The organism is Microbulbifer aggregans, assembly GCF_020524005.1.
Lineage (GTDB): Bacteria > Pseudomonadota > Gammaproteobacteria > Pseudomonadales > Cellvibrionaceae > Microbulbifer > Microbulbifer aggregans_A.
Genome location: NZ_JAIVKK010000016.1, coordinates 1 through 19,801, shown reverse-complemented (window position 1 = coordinate 19,801; position 19,801 = coordinate 1). Strand labels below are relative to the sequence as shown.

24 protein-coding genes are annotated in these 19,801 nt (G+C 51.1%); 23 read left to right on the top strand and 1 reads right to left on the bottom strand.

All coding sequences use genetic code 11. The features are described 5' to 3' along the window. The first annotated feature begins 13 nt into the window (after positions 1-13). The 15 genes from traI (at position 14) to LC093_RS19650 (ending at position 15,495) form a co-directional block, all read left to right on the top strand. Positions 14-1,822, top strand: coding sequence for a TraI/MobA(P) family conjugative relaxase (gene traI / locus LC093_RS19720; RefSeq protein WP_226669039.1), 1,809 nt, complete (start codon positions 14-16; stop codon positions 1,820-1,822). A 2-nt stretch (positions 1,823-1,824) separates the two neighbouring features. Further along, the gene (locus tag LC093_RS19715; RefSeq protein WP_226669037.1) at positions 1,825-3,858 is read left to right on the top strand and encodes a type IV secretory system conjugative DNA transfer family protein; all 2,034 of its coding nucleotides are present in this window, start codon (positions 1,825-1,827) and stop codon (positions 3,856-3,858) included. Then, complete coding sequence (gene traF, locus LC093_RS19710; protein WP_226669033.1) at positions 3,855-4,370, top strand: conjugative transfer signal peptidase TraF; 516 nt, start codon at positions 3,855-3,857, stop codon at positions 4,368-4,370. Before LC093_RS19715 ends, traF begins: the two co-directional genes overlap by 4 nt. A gap of 10 nt (positions 4,371-4,380) precedes the next feature. Further along, positions 4,381-6,588: a DNA topoisomerase 3 gene (locus tag LC093_RS19705; protein ID WP_226669030.1), complete on the top strand. Its 2,208-nt coding sequence runs from the start codon at positions 4,381-4,383 to the stop codon at positions 6,586-6,588. Positions 6,589-6,601: 13 nt separating this feature from the next. Next, complete coding sequence (locus tag LC093_RS19700) at positions 6,602-6,766, top strand: conjugal transfer protein TraD (RefSeq protein ID WP_226669027.1); 165 nt, start codon at positions 6,602-6,604, stop codon at positions 6,764-6,766. A gap of 42 nt (positions 6,767-6,808) precedes the next feature. Then, the gene (locus LC093_RS19695; protein ID WP_226669024.1) at positions 6,809-9,715 is read left to right on the top strand and encodes a zincin-like metallopeptidase domain-containing protein; all 2,907 of its coding nucleotides are present in this window, start codon (positions 6,809-6,811) and stop codon (positions 9,713-9,715) included. A 106-nt stretch (positions 9,716-9,821) separates the two neighbouring features. Beyond that, positions 9,822-10,049 (top strand): hypothetical protein, encoded by a 228-nt coding sequence (locus LC093_RS19690; protein ID WP_226669021.1) that lies wholly within the window; start codon positions 9,822-9,824, stop codon positions 10,047-10,049. Between the two features lie 393 nt (positions 10,050-10,442). Further along, entirely contained in the window at positions 10,443-11,141 is a 699-nt protein-coding gene (locus LC093_RS19685) for a hypothetical protein (protein ID WP_226669019.1), read from the top strand. A 681-nt stretch (positions 11,142-11,822) separates the two neighbouring features. Then, positions 11,823-12,101, top strand: coding sequence for a hypothetical protein (locus LC093_RS19680; RefSeq protein ID WP_226669016.1), 279 nt, complete (start codon positions 11,823-11,825; stop codon positions 12,099-12,101). 78 nt (positions 12,102-12,179) lie between these two features. Then, on the top strand, positions 12,180-12,587 hold the full coding sequence (locus LC093_RS19675) for a hypothetical protein (protein WP_226669014.1): 408 nt from the start codon (positions 12,180-12,182) through the stop codon (positions 12,585-12,587). 9 nt (positions 12,588-12,596) lie between these two features. After that, the gene (locus LC093_RS19670) at positions 12,597-13,046 is read left to right on the top strand and encodes a hypothetical protein (RefSeq protein ID WP_226669011.1); all 450 of its coding nucleotides are present in this window, start codon (positions 12,597-12,599) and stop codon (positions 13,044-13,046) included. A gap of 31 nt (positions 13,047-13,077) precedes the next feature. Then, positions 13,078-13,776 carry a hypothetical protein gene (locus tag LC093_RS19665; RefSeq protein ID WP_226669006.1) on the top strand — a complete coding sequence of 233 codons (699 nt, stop codon included), beginning with the start codon at positions 13,078-13,080 and terminating at the stop codon, positions 13,774-13,776. A gap of 309 nt (positions 13,777-14,085) precedes the next feature. Then, positions 14,086-14,520 carry an SEC-C metal-binding domain-containing protein gene (locus LC093_RS19660; RefSeq protein ID WP_226669002.1) on the top strand — a complete coding sequence of 145 codons (435 nt, stop codon included), beginning with the start codon at positions 14,086-14,088 and terminating at the stop codon, positions 14,518-14,520. A gap of 3 nt (positions 14,521-14,523) precedes the next feature. After that, positions 14,524-14,811, top strand: a complete 288-nt coding sequence (locus LC093_RS19655) for a hypothetical protein (RefSeq protein WP_226668999.1) — start codon at positions 14,524-14,526, stop codon at positions 14,809-14,811. Between the two features lie 135 nt (positions 14,812-14,946). Next, positions 14,947-15,495 (top strand): hypothetical protein, encoded by a 549-nt coding sequence (locus LC093_RS19650; protein WP_226668995.1) that lies wholly within the window; start codon positions 14,947-14,949, stop codon positions 15,493-15,495. A 272-nt stretch (positions 15,496-15,767) separates the two neighbouring features. On the opposite strand, the gene LC093_RS19645 is transcribed toward LC093_RS19650, so the two are convergent. Continuing rightward, entirely contained in the window at positions 15,768-15,953 is a 186-nt protein-coding gene (locus LC093_RS19645; protein ID WP_226668993.1) for a hypothetical protein, read from the bottom strand. 76 nt (positions 15,954-16,029) lie between these two features. Here LC093_RS19645 and LC093_RS19640 point away from each other — a divergent pair, with 76 nt between their 5' ends. The 8 genes from LC093_RS19640 (at position 16,030) to LC093_RS19605 (ending at position 19,628) form a co-directional block, all read left to right on the top strand. Further along, positions 16,030-16,563, top strand: a complete 534-nt coding sequence (locus tag LC093_RS19640; RefSeq protein WP_226668990.1) for a hypothetical protein — start codon at positions 16,030-16,032, stop codon at positions 16,561-16,563. Beyond that, a complete protein-coding gene (locus tag LC093_RS19635) occupies positions 16,563-17,381 on the top strand; it encodes a DUF4942 domain-containing protein (protein WP_226668987.1) in 819 nt (272 codons plus the stop codon). The genes LC093_RS19640 and LC093_RS19635 overlap by 1 nt, the downstream gene beginning before the upstream one ends. A gap of 2 nt (positions 17,382-17,383) precedes the next feature. Next, positions 17,384-17,707 (top strand): hypothetical protein, encoded by a 324-nt coding sequence (locus tag LC093_RS19630; RefSeq protein ID WP_226668984.1) that lies wholly within the window; start codon positions 17,384-17,386, stop codon positions 17,705-17,707. A 79-nt stretch (positions 17,708-17,786) separates the two neighbouring features. After that, positions 17,787-18,125 (top strand): hypothetical protein, encoded by a 339-nt coding sequence (locus tag LC093_RS19625; RefSeq protein WP_226668982.1) that lies wholly within the window; start codon positions 17,787-17,789, stop codon positions 18,123-18,125. Continuing rightward, entirely contained in the window at positions 18,109-18,384 is a 276-nt protein-coding gene (locus LC093_RS19620) for a hypothetical protein (RefSeq protein ID WP_226668979.1), read from the top strand. Before LC093_RS19625 ends, LC093_RS19620 begins: the two co-directional genes overlap by 17 nt. Beyond that, complete coding sequence (locus LC093_RS19615; protein WP_226668976.1) at positions 18,374-18,691, top strand: hypothetical protein; 318 nt, start codon at positions 18,374-18,376, stop codon at positions 18,689-18,691. Before LC093_RS19620 ends, LC093_RS19615 begins: the two co-directional genes overlap by 11 nt. After that, positions 18,688-19,398: a tyrosine-type recombinase/integrase gene (locus LC093_RS19610; protein WP_226668973.1), complete on the top strand. Its 711-nt coding sequence runs from the start codon at positions 18,688-18,690 to the stop codon at positions 19,396-19,398. The genes LC093_RS19615 and LC093_RS19610 overlap by 4 nt, the downstream gene beginning before the upstream one ends. 2 nt (positions 19,399-19,400) lie before the next feature. Further along, positions 19,401-19,628, top strand: a complete 228-nt coding sequence (locus tag LC093_RS19605) for a hypothetical protein (protein ID WP_226668970.1) — start codon at positions 19,401-19,403, stop codon at positions 19,626-19,628. Positions 19,629-19,801: the final 173 nt, after the last annotated feature.

Below are 19,801 nucleotides of genomic sequence, written 5' to 3'. Positions count from 1 at the left end.
AAGGAATCTAGCGTTGATTGCGAAACGATCCCCAAGGCGATCAGATTCAAAATCTAGTTTTTCGACCCTTGCAAAGTACATTACCGACCAGAAGCATGGTGGAGAAAAAGTAGGGTTCACCAAGGTTACCAACTGCCAGACAGAAAAGTTTTCGCTGGCAGTTGCGGAAATTGAAGCCACGCAGGCCCTTAATACAAGGGCTAAAAATGATAAAACCTATCACTTGATCGTCAGCTTTAGAGAAGGCGACTCCCCTACTCCCGAACAGCTCACTGACATAGAACACGAAATTTGTTCGGCGATTGGATTATCAGAGCACCAACGTATGAGTGCTTTGCATACCGATACAGACAATCCACATCTTCACATTGCTATCAACAAAATCCATCCAGAAACTTTGCGTATGGTTGAGCCCTACTACGATCAGTACCGTTTGGGTGAGGCCTGTGAACGTCTGGAGAAAAAACATGATTTGCAGGTAGATAATCACGCGCACGATAAAAAGCGTGCTCAGAGAAAATCAACGCCTGAGCTAGATGAAATGCGGGAAGGCGGGCAAAAGCCGCTAGTTGATTGGCTCACAGAGAGAAAGCCAAGCATCGAGAAAATAGAAAGCTGGAAAAATCTACACAAGGCTTTCTCAGAGCTTGGTTGCCAGGTCAAGCTACGCGGCAACGGTCTTTCTATTCTGGATATTAAAAGCGGAATAGCGGTAAAGGCCAGTGCGGTAGACCGGCAACTTTCCAAAGCTCAGCTTGAAAAACGGCTTGGCAAGTTTGAGCCAGGTATGGATGTTCCAGGGAAGGCGCAGGGCCAGTACAAATCTACGGACGGACACATAGAAAAAAGTGCCGCGAGAGCGGAGCTTTGGGAGAAGTTTACCCATGAACGAAACTCATCCCAGGCAGAGCGCAAGAAAGCCTACAAGGCTATTGGGGATCGGAAAGCAAAAGAGCTTCGCCGCATCAAATTGGAGTACGAGGAGAAACGTGCAGCGATCAAGCGAGGAGATTTAGCGAGGCTGCGAAATAGCAAGATCGCTGCCTACTCCACATTGAAAGCTGCCCGTGTAGCTGCAACAGAGAAAGTTAATGAAGCGGCCAGCCAACAAAGAGCTTCAATACGCGAGCAATATGCCCTGCCAGACTGGCGCGAGTGGCTGCAGTCTCAGGCTGAGCAAGGAAATATTGAAGCCCTGAAAGCTTTGCGAACAGCTAAGCCACGGAAGCTACCGGATGCAGTTAACCAGTTAGCCGGAGAGAAAGATCAGGCGGGATTGTTTGATCGCTACAAGCATGAAGTGCATCGAAACGGCGCTGTCACCTATAGGCTTAAATCCGGGGTCATTGTTGACCATGGACGGCATATATCGCTAGGCAATCAGACGTCACCAGAATTGATCGAAGCCAGCTTGCGTATGGCTATGCACAAATTTGGTAAGAACGTACAAATTAAGGGTTCTGATGAATTCATGGCGATGGTTGAGCCTATCGCTAAGAAAGTGGGTCTTAATCGCGAAAGAATTGCGCGTAAATCTACGCCTTTGGATCAAATCCTACAGGACAAAAACTCCCAGTCTCGCGGCAAGTCTAATATAATGGACTTGCAAAAGTGGCAAGGTAAAGCGGGAACCTATATGTTCCTCGGCCTCGAAAAGCATGGTGATAAGCAGTATCTAATCATGCAGGGGGCTAAGCAGAAGTTTGTTAAGGAAGTATCTGCTGCTGATGCTGAGCTGCTTAAAGGAATGCAGGCTGGGTCATCGTTACAAATTGATGGGGCCGGTAAGCTGCAGGATAAATCCAGATCCAAAGGACGGTAAGTATGGATATAAACCGTAAGACTGAATACGGGATTCCACAGCAACACGAGAAAGCGAAATTCAGACCGGCGGTGGTTGGGCCGGTAGTTATCGCAACTCTGCTGATAGGCTCCCAGATCATTAGCCAATTCGTCGCCCACCAACTGAACTACCACCCGGATCTAGGCCAGGGAAAAATCTACTTCCCCTGGAGCTGGATTGCTTGGTACCTAGATTACCAACGTATCTATCCCGAAGTTTTCAATCGCGGTCTTTCCGCTGGGATTCTATTTTCTTCCTGCATCCTGTCCTGCTATGCGCTGGCCATCACCCTGCACCACCGCAGCGGTAAGAAGCACAAGCATTTGCACGGTAGTGCCAGATGGGCAACCAAGAAGGAAATTATTGATTCCGGCCTGCTGCCGCGAGAGAAAACCACTTTTGGTAAAGCTCCTGAAGAGCTTGAGGGTGTGTATGTTGGCGGATGGGTTGAGCCGAAGACGGGGAAGCAGACCTATCTGAGGCACAACGGCCCTGAACACGTTCTTACCTTTGCCCCTACCCGTTCGGGTAAGGGTGTTGGTTTGGTACTCCCTACCTTGCTGAGTTGGCCAGAATCCACGATAAACCTTGATATCAAAGGTGAGAACTGGGCGCTTACCTCCGGCTGGAGACAGCGCTATGCCAATAACAAATGCCTCCGGTTTGATCCGTCAAACTCCGATACCAACTCCACTGTTCGCTACAACCCCATATCTGAGATCCGATTCGGTACCGACAATGAGGTTGGTGATGCCCAGAATTTGGCACTGATGATTGTAGATCCGAAGGGCAAGGGCATTGATGACTCTGACCACTGGACAAAAACCAGTTACGCCTTGCTGACGTCACTGATTATTTACAGCGGCCTCTTGGAGGCGGAACAAGGTAGCGAGGGGTCGCTTCCGAAAGTGGCTCACCTGATTTCCAACCCAAACCAGAAGACTGAAGATCTATGGGAGGAAATGCGCACTTTCCCGCATCCAGTAGTCGCAGCTACAGGAGCGGATATGCTCAATACCCCGGATGATGAGAAGGGGTCGATCATATCAACGACCAAAAGCCACTTGAGCCTGTACCGTGATCCGGTTGTGGCCAGGAATGTTTCCACTTCTGATTTCAAGATCACAGAGCTTCAGAATGCAGAAACGCCGGTTTCTCTCTACCTAGTGGTCAACCCTTCCGACAAAGAGCGCCTGATTCCACTCCTCAGAATCCTGATTACACAAACCATGCGAATCCTGACTTCCAAAATGGAGTTTAAGGATGGAAGGAGCGTGAAGGGTTACCGAAACCGCCTGCTCATGCTGCTTGACGAATTCCCCAGCCTCGGACGAATGACGGTAGTTGAGCAGGCTTTGGCCTTCTGTGCTGGCTATGGCATCAAGGGGTACCTCATTACCCAGGATCTGGCGCAGCTCACCAATATCTACACCAAAGACGAATCCATTACCTCCAACTGCCATATCAAAAACGCCTACGCGCCCAATAAGCCGGAAACGAAGGAATACCTTTCCAAGGCCTGTGGTGACACCACGGTACTGAAAGAGTCGGTAACCGTCAGCGGTGCACGTACCTCGGTGTTTATGAAGACTGCAAGCCGTTCCATCCAGGAAATTAAGCGTCCATTGCTGACGCCCGACGAGTGCGGACGTCTACCAGGCGCAATCAAAGACGGCAGCGGCAATATTACCGAAGCGGGCGATATGTTGATCTTTGCCGCAGGTTTCCCGGCGATCTATGGCAAGCAGATTCTCTACTTCCGAGACCCGGTGTTTTCCGCCAGGGCCAAAGTGCCTGCCCCTGAATGCACTGACAGACTGCGTTCAGGCCTTGTGCAGCCAGCCCAGCCATTGGAGTTTGATCTGGATAGCGAGCAGGAAGAGGCTGCACCAGAAGTAGGGGAGTCCCTGGAGCCGATGCAGGTGGAGCAGCCAGAAGTTGAGCCTGCCACCGAGGATTCTGAACCGGAGGAAAGCCCCAAAGCCGAATCCAAAGATGGGGAGCTGATGTTTTGAAAAAGCGTTATGTGATTACCCCAATTGTCGTACTCCTGTCGCTATTCGCAATCGGGAAGCAGGCCGGAGTGTACTGGAACATGAGTGACAGCTTCCCGCCAGGCCTGTACCAGAGGCTGAATGCGGGGATTGACAGAGATCAGCTGGTGTTTGTCTGCCTACCTGCTGCCGTGGCTTCAGAGGCTGTTGAAAAGGGCTATGTGCGCGCTGGTGCGGAGTGCCCAGGTGGTGCTCAAACACTGCTGAAAAAGGTCGCAGGGCTTCCAGGGGATAACGTCCAGATAACCGATGCCGGTGTTTCGGTTAACGGTGTGCTGTATCCGAATACCAGGCAGTTCAAGAAGGATGGAGCCGGGAACCCGATGAAGCGGAAGATTGGCCGATTTACTGTGCCGCAAGGGCATCTGTTGGTCTTGAGTGATTACAACCCGCTGTCCTACGACAGCCGTTACTTCGGCACGATCCCGGAAAGTGGATACCGCGGTGGTGCCAAAGCGTTGATTAAGTGGTGAGGGAAAACCAATGAGATTATTTATTGCTGAAAAGCACGAGGTTGGCCAGGCAATCGCCAACACGCTGGGGGGAGCCCGGAAAGGGGAGGGCTTCTATACCTGTGGTGATGATGTTGTCACATGGTGTGCGGGCCACATGCTGGAACTTTGCCCCCCGGAAGATTATGACGAGGCGAACAAACAGTGGAATCTGGAGAGCTTGCCGATCATCAATATCCCGTGGAAATACCGGGTGATCCAGGGGAGGGGAAAGCAGTTCCGCGTAATCACCAATCTCATTAAGCAAGCTGACGAAATTGTGAATGCCGGTGATACCGACGCCGAAGGACAGCTGCTGGTGGATGAGATTCTGGACTACTGCAACAACCGCAAGCCAGTAAAGCGAATTCTCATCAACGACAACAACGAGAAGCTGATTCGGCGGGCTTTGGACAATCTCCGCGATAACCAGGATTTCTACGGGCTTTACCAGTCGGCACTGGCCCGAGCCGTAGGCGATCAGCTATACGGCTTCAACATGACACGCCTCTATACGCTGAAAGGCCGCGAAAAGGGCTATGACGGCGTTTTGAGTGTTGGGCGGGTGCAGACCCCTATCCTTGGGCTTGTCGTCGCCAGAGACCGCCTTATAGCGGCTCACAGCAAGGCTTACTACTACACCGTCCGGGGGGAGTTTCAGTCTGGTGATCTGACCTTCCCTGCGGTGTTCTGTCCACCGGCAGACGCTCCACTGGATGAGAAGGGGAGAATGGAGACAGCAGAATACGCGGATGCCGTTGTAGCAGCCTGCAAGGGGCAGCCTACAGACATCCTATCCGTGGATACCCAGGATAAGCATGAGGCGGCACCGCTCCCCTACGACCTGCTAGAACTGCAGGTCGATGCTTCCCGCAAATTCGGTATAAAAGCAGATAAAACCCTGAAAATTACTCAGGAGTTGCGTGAAAGAAAGCTGATTACCTACAACCGCAGTGACTGCCGCTATCTCAACGACGAAAACCACCAGGATGCACCGGATGTACTGGCAACTGTTGCAGAGAATGCGCCGATGTTTGCGCCTTTCATTGAGCAGGCCAATCCAGCCCTGAAAAGCCGGGCATTCAACAATGCCAACGTTACCGCGCACCACGCGATTATTCCCACCCAGGGAAAAGGCGATATCGACAAACTGACGGAGCAACAGCGGAATATCTACCTGTTGATCTGCCGTGCCTATATAGCCCAGTTCTGGCCGCTCAAGGAATCCAAAGTCACCACGGTAGAGTTAGAAGTGACTGGTCACCGGTTCCGCGCAAAGAACACACAGGTTGTCTCCCCAGGCTGGAGTCAGTTGTATAAGAATGACAAAGACAACCAAGAGATAGAGTCGGAAGAGGGCGAGGATTCCACCGCAGTAGACCTGAAAGCGCTTTCCCCAGGAGCGGAAGCACTCTGCCAGGATTGCACTGCCGAGAAGAAAGAAACAAAGCCGCCGAAGCCCTATACAGAAGCCACTCTGTTGAAGGATCTGAAGCGTGTGGCCAAGTACGTCAGCGATCCTGAAATTGCCAAGTTGCTACGTGATAAAGACAAGGACAAAAAGGGTGAGTCTGGCGGGATCGGTACGCCGGCAACCCGAGACAGCTTTATCGTCAAGCTCAAGGATCGGGGCTTTATTACCGAGAAAGGCAAATATCTTGTTAGTACCCAGCTGGGACAGGACTTCTATGACATTCTGCCCCACACCGCCACCGCACCGGATATGACGGCACTCTGGCACCAGCAGCAGAAAGACATTGAGGCCGGGAATATCGAGCTTCAGCAGTTCCTTGATGGCCTTGTGGCATCGGTCAGCAACGAGGTGTCCGAAGTCAAAACCAAAGGCCTGAACATCAAGGTTGAGGGTCATGATTGCCCCACCTGTAAGAAAAGCCTGCTTCGCAAACGTAAAGGGGAATTCGGCACTTTCTGGTCATGCCGCAGCTACCCGGACTGCCAGGCGAGCTTCCCCGATAAAGGCGGAAAGCCCGACTTCACCCCGAAACCCAAGACAACAGCCGGAGAGGCCACCGACCATAGTTGCCCCGAGTGTGATGCCGGGAAACTGGTGAAGCGATCTGGAAAATCCAAGAAAACCAAAAAACCTTATACGTGGTACGGGTGCGATCAGTTCCCCACCTGTAAGGCCCGGTTCTTTGAAAAAGACGGAAAGCCGGATATTGAAACCACCACTGCGTAGGAGAGAGCAGGCAATGAGCGATACCAATGATTTGAAGGGGAAACTGGAAGACCTTGAAGTACCAGGTGCAGTAATCGAAATGAATCCGGATGAAGCGGAGCAACTGGGAGCCTTCCAGGAAGATGCACTGACCGAGGAAGAGGCGCTGGAGAGCGCTTTCTACCCGGACGCCGACTGACAACCCTTACGGATTGAACACATAGGTTAGAAGGAATTTTCGATGGCTCAAGGAAAAAGCAATAAGCCAGACTATGCCACTCAAGTGGCGGAATCCATTATCCAGCAGTTGCGGGAAGGTACTGCACCGTGGGCAAAGCCTTGGAAGCCCAATGAGTACCAGATGCCCCACAACCCGGTTACGGGTACGGTCTACAAGGGCATCAACCATTGGCATTTGGCATCCCGCCCGCACTCAGATCCTCGCTGGATGACTTACAAGCAGGCGGAACAAGCCGGATACCAGGTAAAGAAAGGCTCCAAAGCTACGACCGTCCAATACTGGAAGTTCAATGAACAACACACCAAGAAGGATGAGAATGGCAACGAGGTGAAGGACGAACAGGGCAAGCCAGTGAAGATCACTGTAAAGCTGGAGCGCCCCAGAACCTTCTATGCGAAGGTATTCAATGCCGAGCAGATAGAGGGAATGCCACCCTTGAAGCCGAAGGCTCCACCGGCTTGGAATCCTTCAGAGAAGGCCGAAACCATCCTGAGTAATAGCGGTGCTGATATTCGCCATGACCAGGCTGATAGAGCCTATTACAGTCCGGTCAAGGACAGCATTCATCTTCCGAAAAAAGAGCAGTTTGAGACTTCAGATAACTACTATGCCACTGCCCTACATGAGCTGGGGCACTGGACTGGCCACAAATCCCGGCTTGATCGGGATTTGAGCCACCCATTCGGTACCCCGGGTTATGCCAAGGAAGAGCTGAGGGCAGAGATCGGCAGCTTTATGTTCAACCAGGAGCTTGGTCTAGGCCATGACCCCGGCCAGCACACGGCCTATGTGGGAAGCTGGATCAAGGCACTGCAGGAAGATCCCCAGGAAATCTTCCGGGCCGCAAGTGATGCCGAAAAGATTAAAAACTATGTTCTGGATCTAGCGCAGAAGCAGACCCTTGAACAGGATCTGCCGGAGCAAACGAAAGCCCAGGACAAGCCTGCTATCTCACCTGATATCCAGGAGGAGTTAAAGCGCTTCCATGCAACCTCGAACCCCGGCTACAGCCCATTAGAGAGCTGGGAAAACCTGCAGGCGGTCGCAAAGGAGATTGGTTTGGTGGCGCATATAGATAAATCACCATCTTCAGAGCAGGGTACCAGCTGGAATATTACCTACAGCCATAATGGGAAGCCTACTTCTGTTACCACTGAACTCAGCTCAGATGGCAAGGCGCTGACTGCACAAGATGGTGAGCGAATGAGCGGAACTGGATCTACCTCCGATAAGGACTGGCAGCGCGACCAGCTCACTGGCTGCTATGAACTGCACAGGATCAGAAAAACACTGCTATCTGAGGAAGAAACCCAAGAAATCCTTGCGCGAGACAGTTTCGGGGCACTCAGCGGATACAGCCCTATGGAAACCTGGAAAAACCTAAAAGCTGTAGCCGAAGAGCGGGGCCTAGAGGCAAGCGTCCAGCTCAACAAGGGCGAATACCAGGTGAAGTACACCGATAATGGCAAGCCAACAGGCCTGACTTCTGATTTTTTGGGTGACGGGAAAGCCAGATCCTTTTTCGAGGGGGAGCGAGCCGGTGAATATGCGATGGCTACCCCCAGTAAGCCAGAGCAGGCATCCAACCTGAATTACTGCATTGATCGCTATCATTTTGTTACCCAGATGCGCGCAAGTGCTGTGCAAGCTCAAGCTGCAGACGAGGAACCTCAAATGTCGCCCCCCAAAACAGCTGCTGAAAACACCCCTCTGGCGGTGCCATACACGCAGCGTAATGAAGCCAAACGCCTTGCAGGAAAGCTGCCCAGCGGTGAAAACGCGCTGGGATGGGATAAAGAGAACAAGACGTGGTATGCCAAACCAGGTGCTGACCTCGATGCACTGAAACAATTCCTGCCGGAAAACGTGAATAGTCGGCAGGCTCCCATACAGTCAGCGGAAGGAGAGTTTGCCGATACACTCAAGGCTAACGGCTTCATTCTGGAGAAGGGCCACCCTGTGATTGATGGCAAATGGCACCGGGTATCTGTAGAGGGTGATAAACCTGGGCAGACCAGCGGCGCTTATCGGGCCTATGGCGATGGTCGCCCCGCTGGACATTACCAGAACCACCGTGAGCACGATGAGCCCATAAAATGGGTCGCTAAAGGCCAGAGATTGAGTGATACAGAGCGGGCCAAGCTGCAGGCAGAGAGCGCCACAAAGACCGCTCAACGCCAGGCGGAGCAAGCGAGAAAGTACGATCACCATGCCAAGCGCTGCCAGCAGGTATGGAGCCGTTTAGCCCCCGCAAAGGGCAATGCTTACCTTGCCAATAAGGGTGTGAAGGACTTCGGCGCACGGATGGATAAGAAGGGGCGGCTCGTTGTGCCGCTGAGGAATTCCCAGGGAGAGATCCGCAGTCTTCAACGGATCAGCAGTAACGGCTTCAAATCGTTAAAGAAAGGCGCGGAGAAGCAAGGCAATTTCCACGTACTCAATGGCCATAAGCTGGCTTCCAGCCCCTGCATTTTCCACGCTGAAGGTTATTCGACTGGGGCGAGTATTGCGGAAGCCACGACCATGCCGGTGGTGCTTAGCATTGATGCTGGCAATCTTCCGGCTGTGGTGAAGCAGTTCCAGGAGATGTACCCCGATAAGGGCCAGGTGATCGCCGGTGACGACGATAGATTCAAGGAGAAGAACAAGGGTCGGAAAAAAGCAGAGGAAGCTGCCGAGTTGGCAGGGCCGAATGCCAGGGCAACCTTTCCACGCTTTGGCAATGGAAACCCAGACAAGCTGACTGACTTTAACGATCTCCACCAACACCACGGCATCGAGGCTGTTAAAAATCAGCTGCGCCCGGTTGTTCAAAATTTACTGAATCAGATGAAAAGTGGTATGGAACAAAAGTCCCAAGTACAAAAAATCGACAACGAAAAACAGACTGTGAGCAAGTCACGGTAGTCCGTTGGTTTTTTAACCACGTAAAAAAGTGCAATTTTATTCTTGCTGTCACCTATACCGCGTGGCATTCTGCGCACCAACTGTGTGGTTTCTTGAGGATTTTGGTATGGACGCATCCACTGCCAAGCAGACATTTCGCAGGGGCAACCTGAAGTCTGTAGTAGTTGCTCCCTCTGAAAATAGCGAGAAATGGATTCTTAGAATCATCCACTCAAACGGTTATGAAGAGACCTTGAGTGGCGCACGAAAACGGCGCGAATTTGTGAGGATTCAAACCGCATTGAAAGTTGCTAGAGAGATTGGATTCGATAGGGCAGAAGTAGCCCTTTCGTAAACAGAAAAGGCGCCCCATAGGGACGCCTTTTCTGAAAGAGAGTGAAAGAACCGGAACTTTGGCGAGGAAAGGTTCTTTCTAAGATCGAGTTACCAGAGCCGACTGAGCAGCTGGGGCCGCTCTTCGTTTGTCCAAACCTGATAACAGGACGCTGGGCAAATGATAGCGCCTGCCTGTTCCCGGTCAAGAAGAAAGCACGTTTTTTTCATACGTCCGTGCTTCTTTTCAGGGAAAAGAATGATAAGAACGACTGGAACTGCCCATTTTTTAGCCAAAGGCTTGGACTTTGGCAACCGTTGTGGTCATGCCCCAGATCTGCCGAACCTGACGCTGAGACTCCCTGCCAACGGCGGAACCCTCGGTGAGGATGGAAAGCGCAGGGGCGGAATACCCATGATACTGACCGACCTGATGACCAGGTTGGAGCAGTATTATTGGAAGCCGAAAATGATCCCCAGCCTTAACCTGGCGAATGGCTCCGAGCGCCAACAGCGCAGTGAGCGCCGTGAAGGTTGTCTGCGCACTCTCGCTGCAATGCTCAAGTACCTGGATCTTGCGACCCTAAAGGTTGGCGTACCGCAACCCAACGGCGAATTTCAGAATTTCACCGTACCTTTCCTTGCCTCCCATGCGGGTTTATCTCTTTGGCGCACTCAACGAGCGATCAAAGACTTGAAGCGCGCAGGGCTCATAAGTCTGACGTCGATCTGTGAACCGGATGGAGAAGGTGGCTATCGCGGCCTAGCAGCTGTTAAAGCTGTGAAGGAAGAGCTATTTGCCATCTTTGGTTTGGTGAAACGTTTAAAGCATGAACGTGACCGTGCTTCCAAGCGGCTGAAGAAAAAGCGTGAGGCTTTTCAGGGTAGTGATAACCGTAAAGGTAACTTGGGCGATCTGGCGCGACTGAAAAGCATGATCCAGGGCTTCTTTGATGAGAAGCCAAAGAAGCGCTCCAGCAGCCCCACAGGGGCCACAGAGAGCGTTGCGGTGCAGGAGCAGAGGGCTAGGGCGGCAAGGTTGCGCCAGCTCACCGAGGAGCGCCCAGACCTCACTACTGAACAGATCCTATCTATCCTGAAATCTGAAGCTTAATTAAGAGCTTCACGGCCTTCTATTGTCTCTTAGGCGTTCCGCCTCATATTTCACAGTCATTTCTTAACTCCATTGACGCTCTTAGCCGTGACTCAGCAAAAAAGAGCGCTGAACCACGGGCTAGAGGGCTGCCGCCATAGCCCTATGGAATTTAAGTGCCCACCATTAAATTTTTAAGTGCAAGCGGTTAATCACCTCGTTTTATATAACCAGATATATAGCCTTTCAGGCTTTAATAATGCCCGCGCAAGCGCGGATTACTCTTTTGTTCAGATTCACCAACCTTCAGTTACTTATAAAAGCAAAACAGTATGAAAAATCAAAAACCACAAAGAACATCGAGGATGAATCTGAAAAGGTTTGACGCCAAATGAAGGGTGAGAATACGGTAGGTTGACGCGCTATTCCCTTGCTCTGGTGCTCATTGAGCACTATATTGGTTGCTTCAGGTGCTCATTGAGCACAATGAAATTACAGGCTACTAATGACGAACAACGAGAAATTAAAAGATCTGGTAGATGAATACGGGCTCAGCCGTGAAGAGATTGCTGAACTAACAATGTCTTCAATCCACGGGGTTAAAAACTGGCTATCAAGCCCAGACTCAGTACGGTACCGAAATATGCCGGATTCTCGAATGAAACTTCTGGTAGATGCCTTAGCGGATCGGGAGATTGAAGATTGAGCACTGAATTCATTTGGTTTGTTGAACCAAAAACACAGATCCCTTTTCCAGGTATGAAAATGTCCGTTTGGGCTGGCTACGACGAGCCAAGAATGGATGCCGTTATTGTTAGTGTCGAGCGACTGAGAGACCGCGAAGAAACACGGTACAAGTTAATCTTGGCAACAAATGATCCCAGGATGGCGCAAGCAAAAAGGGACTGCGATCACCCCTCGGTTGAAGGTGGTGTATGCCGTAGCTGCAGCATTCTGGTGGGCGAAACAGAAAATAGTTAGACGATTATCAATCGCAACCACTGGGAAGGTGCAACTTCCCAGGGCTGCTAACCACAACACAACTTGTAGGAGTTGGAAATGGCTATCAACAATCGTACCACAGACCGGGTTGTACTGACCCCACAGGCCTTCAGGGTATCCTTTGATCTGGCTGCACCAGGTGAGTTCTTGTCTACCTACCGCTTGCTGCTGAACCGGGATAAGCCCAGTCGGGCCAATGTCCTTGTGCGGACTACTACCCGCCTAATGCAGGAATATATGGAGGCTCAGCGGGATCTGGAGTCAGCCCAGGTACGGAAGATCGGCGGGGTGCTGGGTTGGTTGAAAAAGCGCCACTTTGTTGCCCGGCTTCGCGCAAGGGTTGCCAGGTTAAAGCGCACCCTACTCGATTGGGTATCATCGAGTCTGTCTTTCTTCCGTGTGGCTCCGGCGATTATCTTTGATTCATTTGGCCCGTTGCCCACAGGGTTTTCCGTGGAGTTTTGAGTAGTTTTGATGGATAAGAAGGAAAGAAATCTAAGAATCCTACAAGAAAAGCTTGCTGGTGCCAGGAATTCTGATCTGGGCAGAAAATACGGTCTAACCGGTAGTGGCATCGCCAGTGTCCTTCAAAGCCAGGTGCGCAAGATTTCTGAAATAGACAGCGGTTACGAATATCATCTTTCCAACCTATATAAGCGGCTTGAGGAGTCTGAAGACCATGCTAATGGGTTGGTTGATAAGCTTGATACGCTGCAGAAAAAATACAGCGGGCTCCGGGAGAAGTACCTGGCGGCCAATAGAAAACTTCGTAGATTGGAGGTAAGGACTGAACGGATTTCTATTCAGAATGAAGAACTTACAGAGAAGTTGGAAGTTGCAGATAAATCGTTGAAAAGGCGCGAAAAGGTAAGTGCTTCAATTGAATATCAAAAAATGCGAAATAATATCAACAAGTTCCGGTAACTTATTCCTGATGTGTATTTAGGGGTTAATAATGAAAAAGTATTGTGCACCTTTTTTTGTACTGATAATGAATTCTGCTCAGGCTGATGTAAGAGCTGTTACACAAGTGAACGCATATAACTTCCCTCCACCAGAGAGCGCCGTTCATAAAGTTCTTCATACATATAAAAAGGGGGAAAAAATTGATATGAAATTTGGTGCTTGCAATATGCTAGCTTGCCCAGTAGTCACACCTGATGGCAAGGAGGGTTGGCTTTATGAATTTAAGACAACTGACAACCCTGACTTAGATGAAGCTGTAAATGATTACCAAAGTGCAGGTTTTGAGTCTTGGGATGAGGTCTATCGTTCTCTTTGGTATAAGTTTAAGAGTGAGAAAAATATGATAGATGCCTGCGCCATAAAGTTGGTTTATAAGGTAGATTTCAATAGGAATACAGACTGGCCTGCATATTGTAATAGCTATGAAAATACCCGTGTCTTGAAGAGCCGGGTGTCAGAGCTGGATGAAATTTTAAAAAATGTTTCCCCTACCCAAAATGACTTAGAAAAAATGCGGAGTGGGAAAGTTTGGATCGGAGCTACTTCCAATCAAGTGCTTCTTTCATGGGGAAGTCCGGTTGATGTTAATACATCCCTAACACAGTCGGCGAAAAGGGAGCAATGGGTATACGGTAGTGGAAACTATGTGTATCTGACCAATGGGGTCGTTTCTGGAATACAAAACTAGAAATATCAATTTAAATAAATGGCTTGTCTATGCAGGAATATATTCTAATTCTTACTCTTTCACTCACAGGGCAATCTGATGTAGCCATTGGAACTGCTGAATTTTCGTCCAAGACTGCTTGCGAAGAAGCTGCCGATCGGTGGCGGTCAGACATAGATTTGGAGTTCAATAGTATTAGAACCAGTGAAAAAATTTATGTCGCTCGGTGTGCTCCCAAAGGCGCTGGCGAGCCTGATGTTTCTACTGATGCCCCGAAGTTAATCCGGGGAACCATTAAATCCACAAGTTAGTATTTTAAGGCCCCTGATAATGAAGGTTGGACGTAATGATCCCTGTCACTGTGGCAGTGGCAAAAAGTACAAAAAGTGTTGTCTATCTGCCGATAGCGCTGCGAATAGCGAAGCGATTGCTAAGGAGAACATTCGACAGGCGAAAGTTCATATGGAAAGACAAGACGTTCTTACGGATGCACTCGCAGCTGGAATGGTTCCTGATGCTATGGAGGATTCCCTTTTTGAAGAGATTGAGGATGAGTCCCTTGAATATCAGGCATTGAATGATTGGGCCAGAGAATACGCAAATACCCTACCTGAAGGGGATTCTTTCAGAAATGTTCTTCTTGATGATGGTTTTAATCATAAGTCATTGATTCAGTTGGCCCAGAAATTGGGACACAGCCAGTATGCAGATAAAGCGATTCCTTTGTACCAAGCGTGGTACAAGTCTAGCGATTACTTCGGGTGAAATATGTCTATTGCACTAGAGCTTAACATTCTCAATATGTGCCGCCGCAAGCTGGCAATGGTCAAAAGCATAGTATCCGGTGAGCAAGATGATGTTGCATTATCACTGGCTAAGCGACACCAGGTTCATAAGAAGGATGCTATTCGGGAAATGGTAATAGCCCATGGGTCGGCTATTGATGATTTCCTTTCTGTGATACTAGAGGGAGATAGTGGGTTCAGCGAGACAAGTCAGCTTGAGCTTAGGGCAATGGCAAAAGAGTTTTCCAGCCTAACGGCTTCAATTTACTGAAATTGCTACCTGCATTAACTCTTCTTTACAATAGCGGTGTCGAGCGGGGGCAATTTCACCTGCTCTCGCATCCGTACCGCCCTTTTGGGGCGGTTATCATGACCCCAACGATTTACTACGGGGTGAGTTCGCTCAATGCACGATAAGAAGAATTGCCGGTGGATCTGCCCGGATACGGGCACGGAATATGATTTAAGCCACATGGCCGATATGACACTCAGCTTCAATGTGATGCTCAAAAAGGGAGAAGAGCCCGTTAGCTTCCCTTGCCGCGTAGAGTTCCATAACCACTGTTATACCAGGGGGCGGAAAGAAGGTGACACTGATGAGCAAGTGTTTATTGCGGAGAAGCGACGTGGTGGTGAAATTGAAGAGCGTGTCTTCTGCCCCGAGCGCTGGGATTATTCCTTACGCCTACCGGAGATCCTTCGGAATATTGTGTTTAAAGATTGTCTCCAGGGTGACCGGAAAGAGATTCTGTTCCGGCAGGAGGACAGGCCTGATGCTTCAAGTTTGAAAGGCTGGTACCTATGTATGCGCTTCGACTACCGGAAGGATCTAGATCCCAAACTGATACTAAGGATTAACAGCTGCCACTGGCGACCCAATCGCCCGGATGGCGTGCGAGGTGGCCCCAAGCGATTCCTGATGCTGCTGGCGCAGTTTTTGCGAAAGCGCCTGTGACCCAACCCCAGAAAAGCAAAAGCCCCGGAAGACCGGGGCTTTTATGTTTAATGTCGGGCGTCTTGGGTATGACCACACTTTGGTGGAAACCAGCAGGGCTGGTGCCATGAGAGCTACCCCGAAGGGACACCGACTATCGCGCTCACAAGGTAAATATATTCACTATTGACGGAATCGTCAATGAGTACCCTGAAACCAGGGGGCGCTCACTACCAAGCCCTGCCCTGACCGTTCAAAATGTGACCAATTGGTTAAATTCTGTATTTGTCTCTCTATTCCGCGCAGATATGCCATGTTTGCGCGGTACCCTCCCCCTGCCCCCACCGGGGCCAGAATTTGATAGACGCCAAATAGAAGGATCTGTATTTCTCGGGGTTTTTCTGCGTTTCGGTCTGATCCAGGATAAGCCGTAGCCCGGTGCGATCGCTGGCGAAATAGGCGGGCTTTTCGTTGTCCATTATATTGTACTCCGCGCTGAAATGCGTAAACTGTACATATCAGCACAACGGAAGGGATTTCACGATGGGATTTTCAGTGCGAAAACCAGACTCCCGGATGGAATGGGAGATAGATGAAGCTGGCGAAAAAATGATCGTTGCGCCCGGATGTATCGGGTTCGAGTTTTACGGCCGCGCCGCTTCCCACACCGGCTTTCACAACGACGTGAGCGGGATCAGTGAAGAGAATCTGGTGGCGGAGGCCAAGAAGCGGATTCGTCGCTTCCTGGATGCTCCCTATCTGGTGGGCAAGTACGACTGCGAGCTGTGGCGGGAAATTGGCGTCTGTCCCTATTCCGGGCGATTCCAGATCCGCCTGCCGCACTGGCACACCGGCCAAGTACTGGCCGAGCTGCAGCGGTTGGGATTCCGGTTGTACGACAAAACCAATTTATATGTGATCGCGCCGATGCGACTGAGCCGGGCTGAAATGCTGGCACTGATGACGCCCCTGATGGCGGCGGGAAGTCGGGCCAAGCCTGAAGCCGAGCTGGTGGAGGCGCTGGCACAACAAGCGGCCTTTATGGGCAATGCGGATAAGCAGCTGGAGCTGTTTGGAGGGGTGCACTGATGACCGCGATCACAGGCAATGATCCACTGCCCAGCCCGTCGCTGGGATTTATTGACCGCACCTGCCGCCACCGCGATCAGGCGCTGGCGCTGCTGGAGTCCGGTATGCGCGATATTTGGAAGGCAATTGAGCTGTCTCCCGACCGCTGCCTGAGTGAGGCGCTGCGTCAGCGGGTCAGCTGGTATAGTCTGCGGGAACCTGAGCGGGAGTGCGGGCGCTCCATCGAGACGCTGCGCGTGGCACTGGATCAGGGATGCTGGAAGGAGCTGCTGCAGCGCTCCAAACTGGGGCTGGTAATGAATGCCCGCCAGCTGGATCAGGTGCGCGATGAGATCGCCAAATCCACCCAGGAATGCACCCGTGAAGTGGCCATGGCCACCTTTATGGATCTGGTAGACCGCCGATATGAGACGTTCCGGGAGGGGCTGGTAGAGGTGTTTAAAACCCTGAGCCGCAACTACCGCAGTCACAGTGTTTTTCGGGTCAACAAGCGCATTATCCTGGATAACGCACTGTGGGGGATCGGTTGGAACTGCTACCGACAGCGCGACCGCTTTCACGACCTGTGGAGCTACTGCTGTCTGCTGGACGGTGTAGATCCTACCGGGTTCAACCCGGATGAAACACCGGCTGCGCAGTTAACCCACCACCTGAAGCGTGGCCAGCGGGAATATGTATTTGAATATTTTCGGGTAAAGACTTACGAGAACGGCAACCTGCATATCTGGATGGATCAAAGGCCGGATCTGCTGGAGCGCATTAACGCGCTGATTGCTGAGCATTACGGCACTACCCTGCCGCAAGAGAAAGGGCGATAACGATGAAAACGCAATACTGGGAGCCGTGGCAGCTCGATGAAGAAAGCCGCAACCAGATGATCGGCAAGGCCTTTGCCGAGAGGATTCACCTAGTAACCGACTTGAAGGTTGCCGACGAGGTGGCCCAGGGACTGGAAGCCCTGTACTCACCCGATATGGGGCTGGATGAGCTTCGCGTACTTGAGCGCAAGGTGCGAAATGTCGCCCTATTTGCAGAAAATATTGTTGAGGGGTATGTCCGGCACTGTGACCGGGCCAACGCCCTGATGGATACTATCGGCAAGCATTTTGTTAAGGCTGGCGGGGCTGATCCCGAAGATATTTAACTACTGCTAATAATGTGTCGCGCTTCCGTCGCGATATGGAAGAGTACCGTAACCCCCTCTGTCAAGATGGATTAGTCTAATGGAAAACAGCACACTCGAAATGTGGACAGACCCAGAGAGCGGAAATGAAGTCTTTGCATTTCAGAAGGAAATTGGGGACGCCATCCGCTTCATCTATAGCTCTCACTTCAAAAAGGTCAACGTAGTTGCTAACACAGGGTGCGGTTATACCTCGTTGAACTTAGCAGACACCCTTAACCTTAAAACACCACCCTGGGATACCGGCGTAATCATCCTGTCTGGGGATGCTGGATCTATATCTCTCGACACCGATGAGGAATCACTCAACAAGCTGATCGAGTGGCTATCACAACATCAGATTACGATTCTGGATGATCGCCATGAAAAATCCGAATGAAGATATAAAGCTGCTGTGGCGTAGCGAGTACATCATGGATGCTCAGTGCGGAACCAAGGGCGCTGGAGACACTGTGAGTGTTGCGGGATTTTCTGATGGCACGGTCATGGCTGACTATTCACCCTACACGGGGCAGGAATTGAATAAGGAATTTGCCAGTGCCCAGGAAGCCGCTGATTGGGTGCGCAAGTTTTTCAGTGATGATGACCTGACCTGTGAAACCGACTTTGATTTTCTGGTGGATCTGGATGACCTATAAGAAGAATCTGAGCGCTGAACAGCGGTTGCGTGAAATGATCCAGGAGCTGCCCGTGGACTACATGCCCCAGGTATCCCCGCCCTCAGAAGCGCCGGATTCCGTCGGCTGGGGCCGGTACTGGGGCCAGTACTCTGTCTGGTATGTGTACCGCTCTGCCACTGGCTATAAGCTGTTCCATGTATCCAGTTGGAAGGATGAAGATTCTGCTTCTGCTGCAGTTGTTCAGGCAGCGCGGGATTACCCAGCTGCGGATCTGCTGTTCCTGGATCGGGATCAGATCAAAGAGCTTCTGGAGGGGGCCGAGTGAGCGACCTTCCCTCTTACACCGTTGCTGTGCCATCCAGTACTACTTTTGGCGTCATCAACCGAATTGAAGTGAACTGGAATCACCTAGTTAAGCGCCGAGAGTTTGTCCTTCGGGAAATGGAGGATAAGGATTTCAATTATCTGGTATTGCCAGAAGTGGAACGCCTTCTATCCGTGATTGACGATGGCACCACGCACCTTGCGGCCTATACCCTTTGGGTGACAGGCGCGCGGGTATCTGAGCTGCTGACACTACGGCCTATGGATTTTTCCCTGGAACAGGGTGATTCCTTTGTCTCGATGCCCACCCTGAAAAACAGGACACCCAAGCGCGCCAGGCCTCCGCGCCGGATACTGACGTTGGCAGATCCCGCCTACCTTGAGACGCTGCGCCGGTATATCAAAACCCAGCGTATTCAGAAGAAAGATCCCATTTTCGATCTGAGCCGCAGCGCGGTACGGCATCGCCTGAACGCCGCAGGAAAACGGGTTGCGCCACCGCTGCCACTGGTCATCAATCCGCATACTTTGCGCCACAGCTTTGCGATCAATCATCTTATTCATGGTAAGAACCTAGAGCAGGTTCAGCGGCTTCTGGGGCACAGTGACAAGCGTTCTACAGAGATTTACCTTCGAGTACTGGACGCAGATATGAGCCACCACAGCGCCGGTACGCCCTTTAGGATGCCTTTGGAAGTGGAGCCCTGACGATGTTGACGCTGACGATAAAGGCAGCCAAAGCGGCTTATGCGAGACAGGAAATATCCAGGCCTTTCTATATGAATGGTGGCCTGTATTTCACCTTTATCGGTGGCACTCATCGAGGGGATGATGGGTATCTGGTTACGGCTACCGGCGCATTCAAGCAGTTCTCCAGCGCCGATCACGCCGGGGATGCCGTGGTGAAGATAACCGGTGATCCGTTAGACCGCTTTTAGTCCATGAGGGGGAAATCATGAAATATGCTGGTGCTCTAATCCTGATCTTGCTTTCCGTTGGCGTTCACGCCCGGACGGCCTTTATCAGCGGAACCGTCATATCGGTTTACGATGGCGACACAATCACTATTCGCCAGGTGTCGAGTGGTTCCACTGACGGGACTATCCGCAAG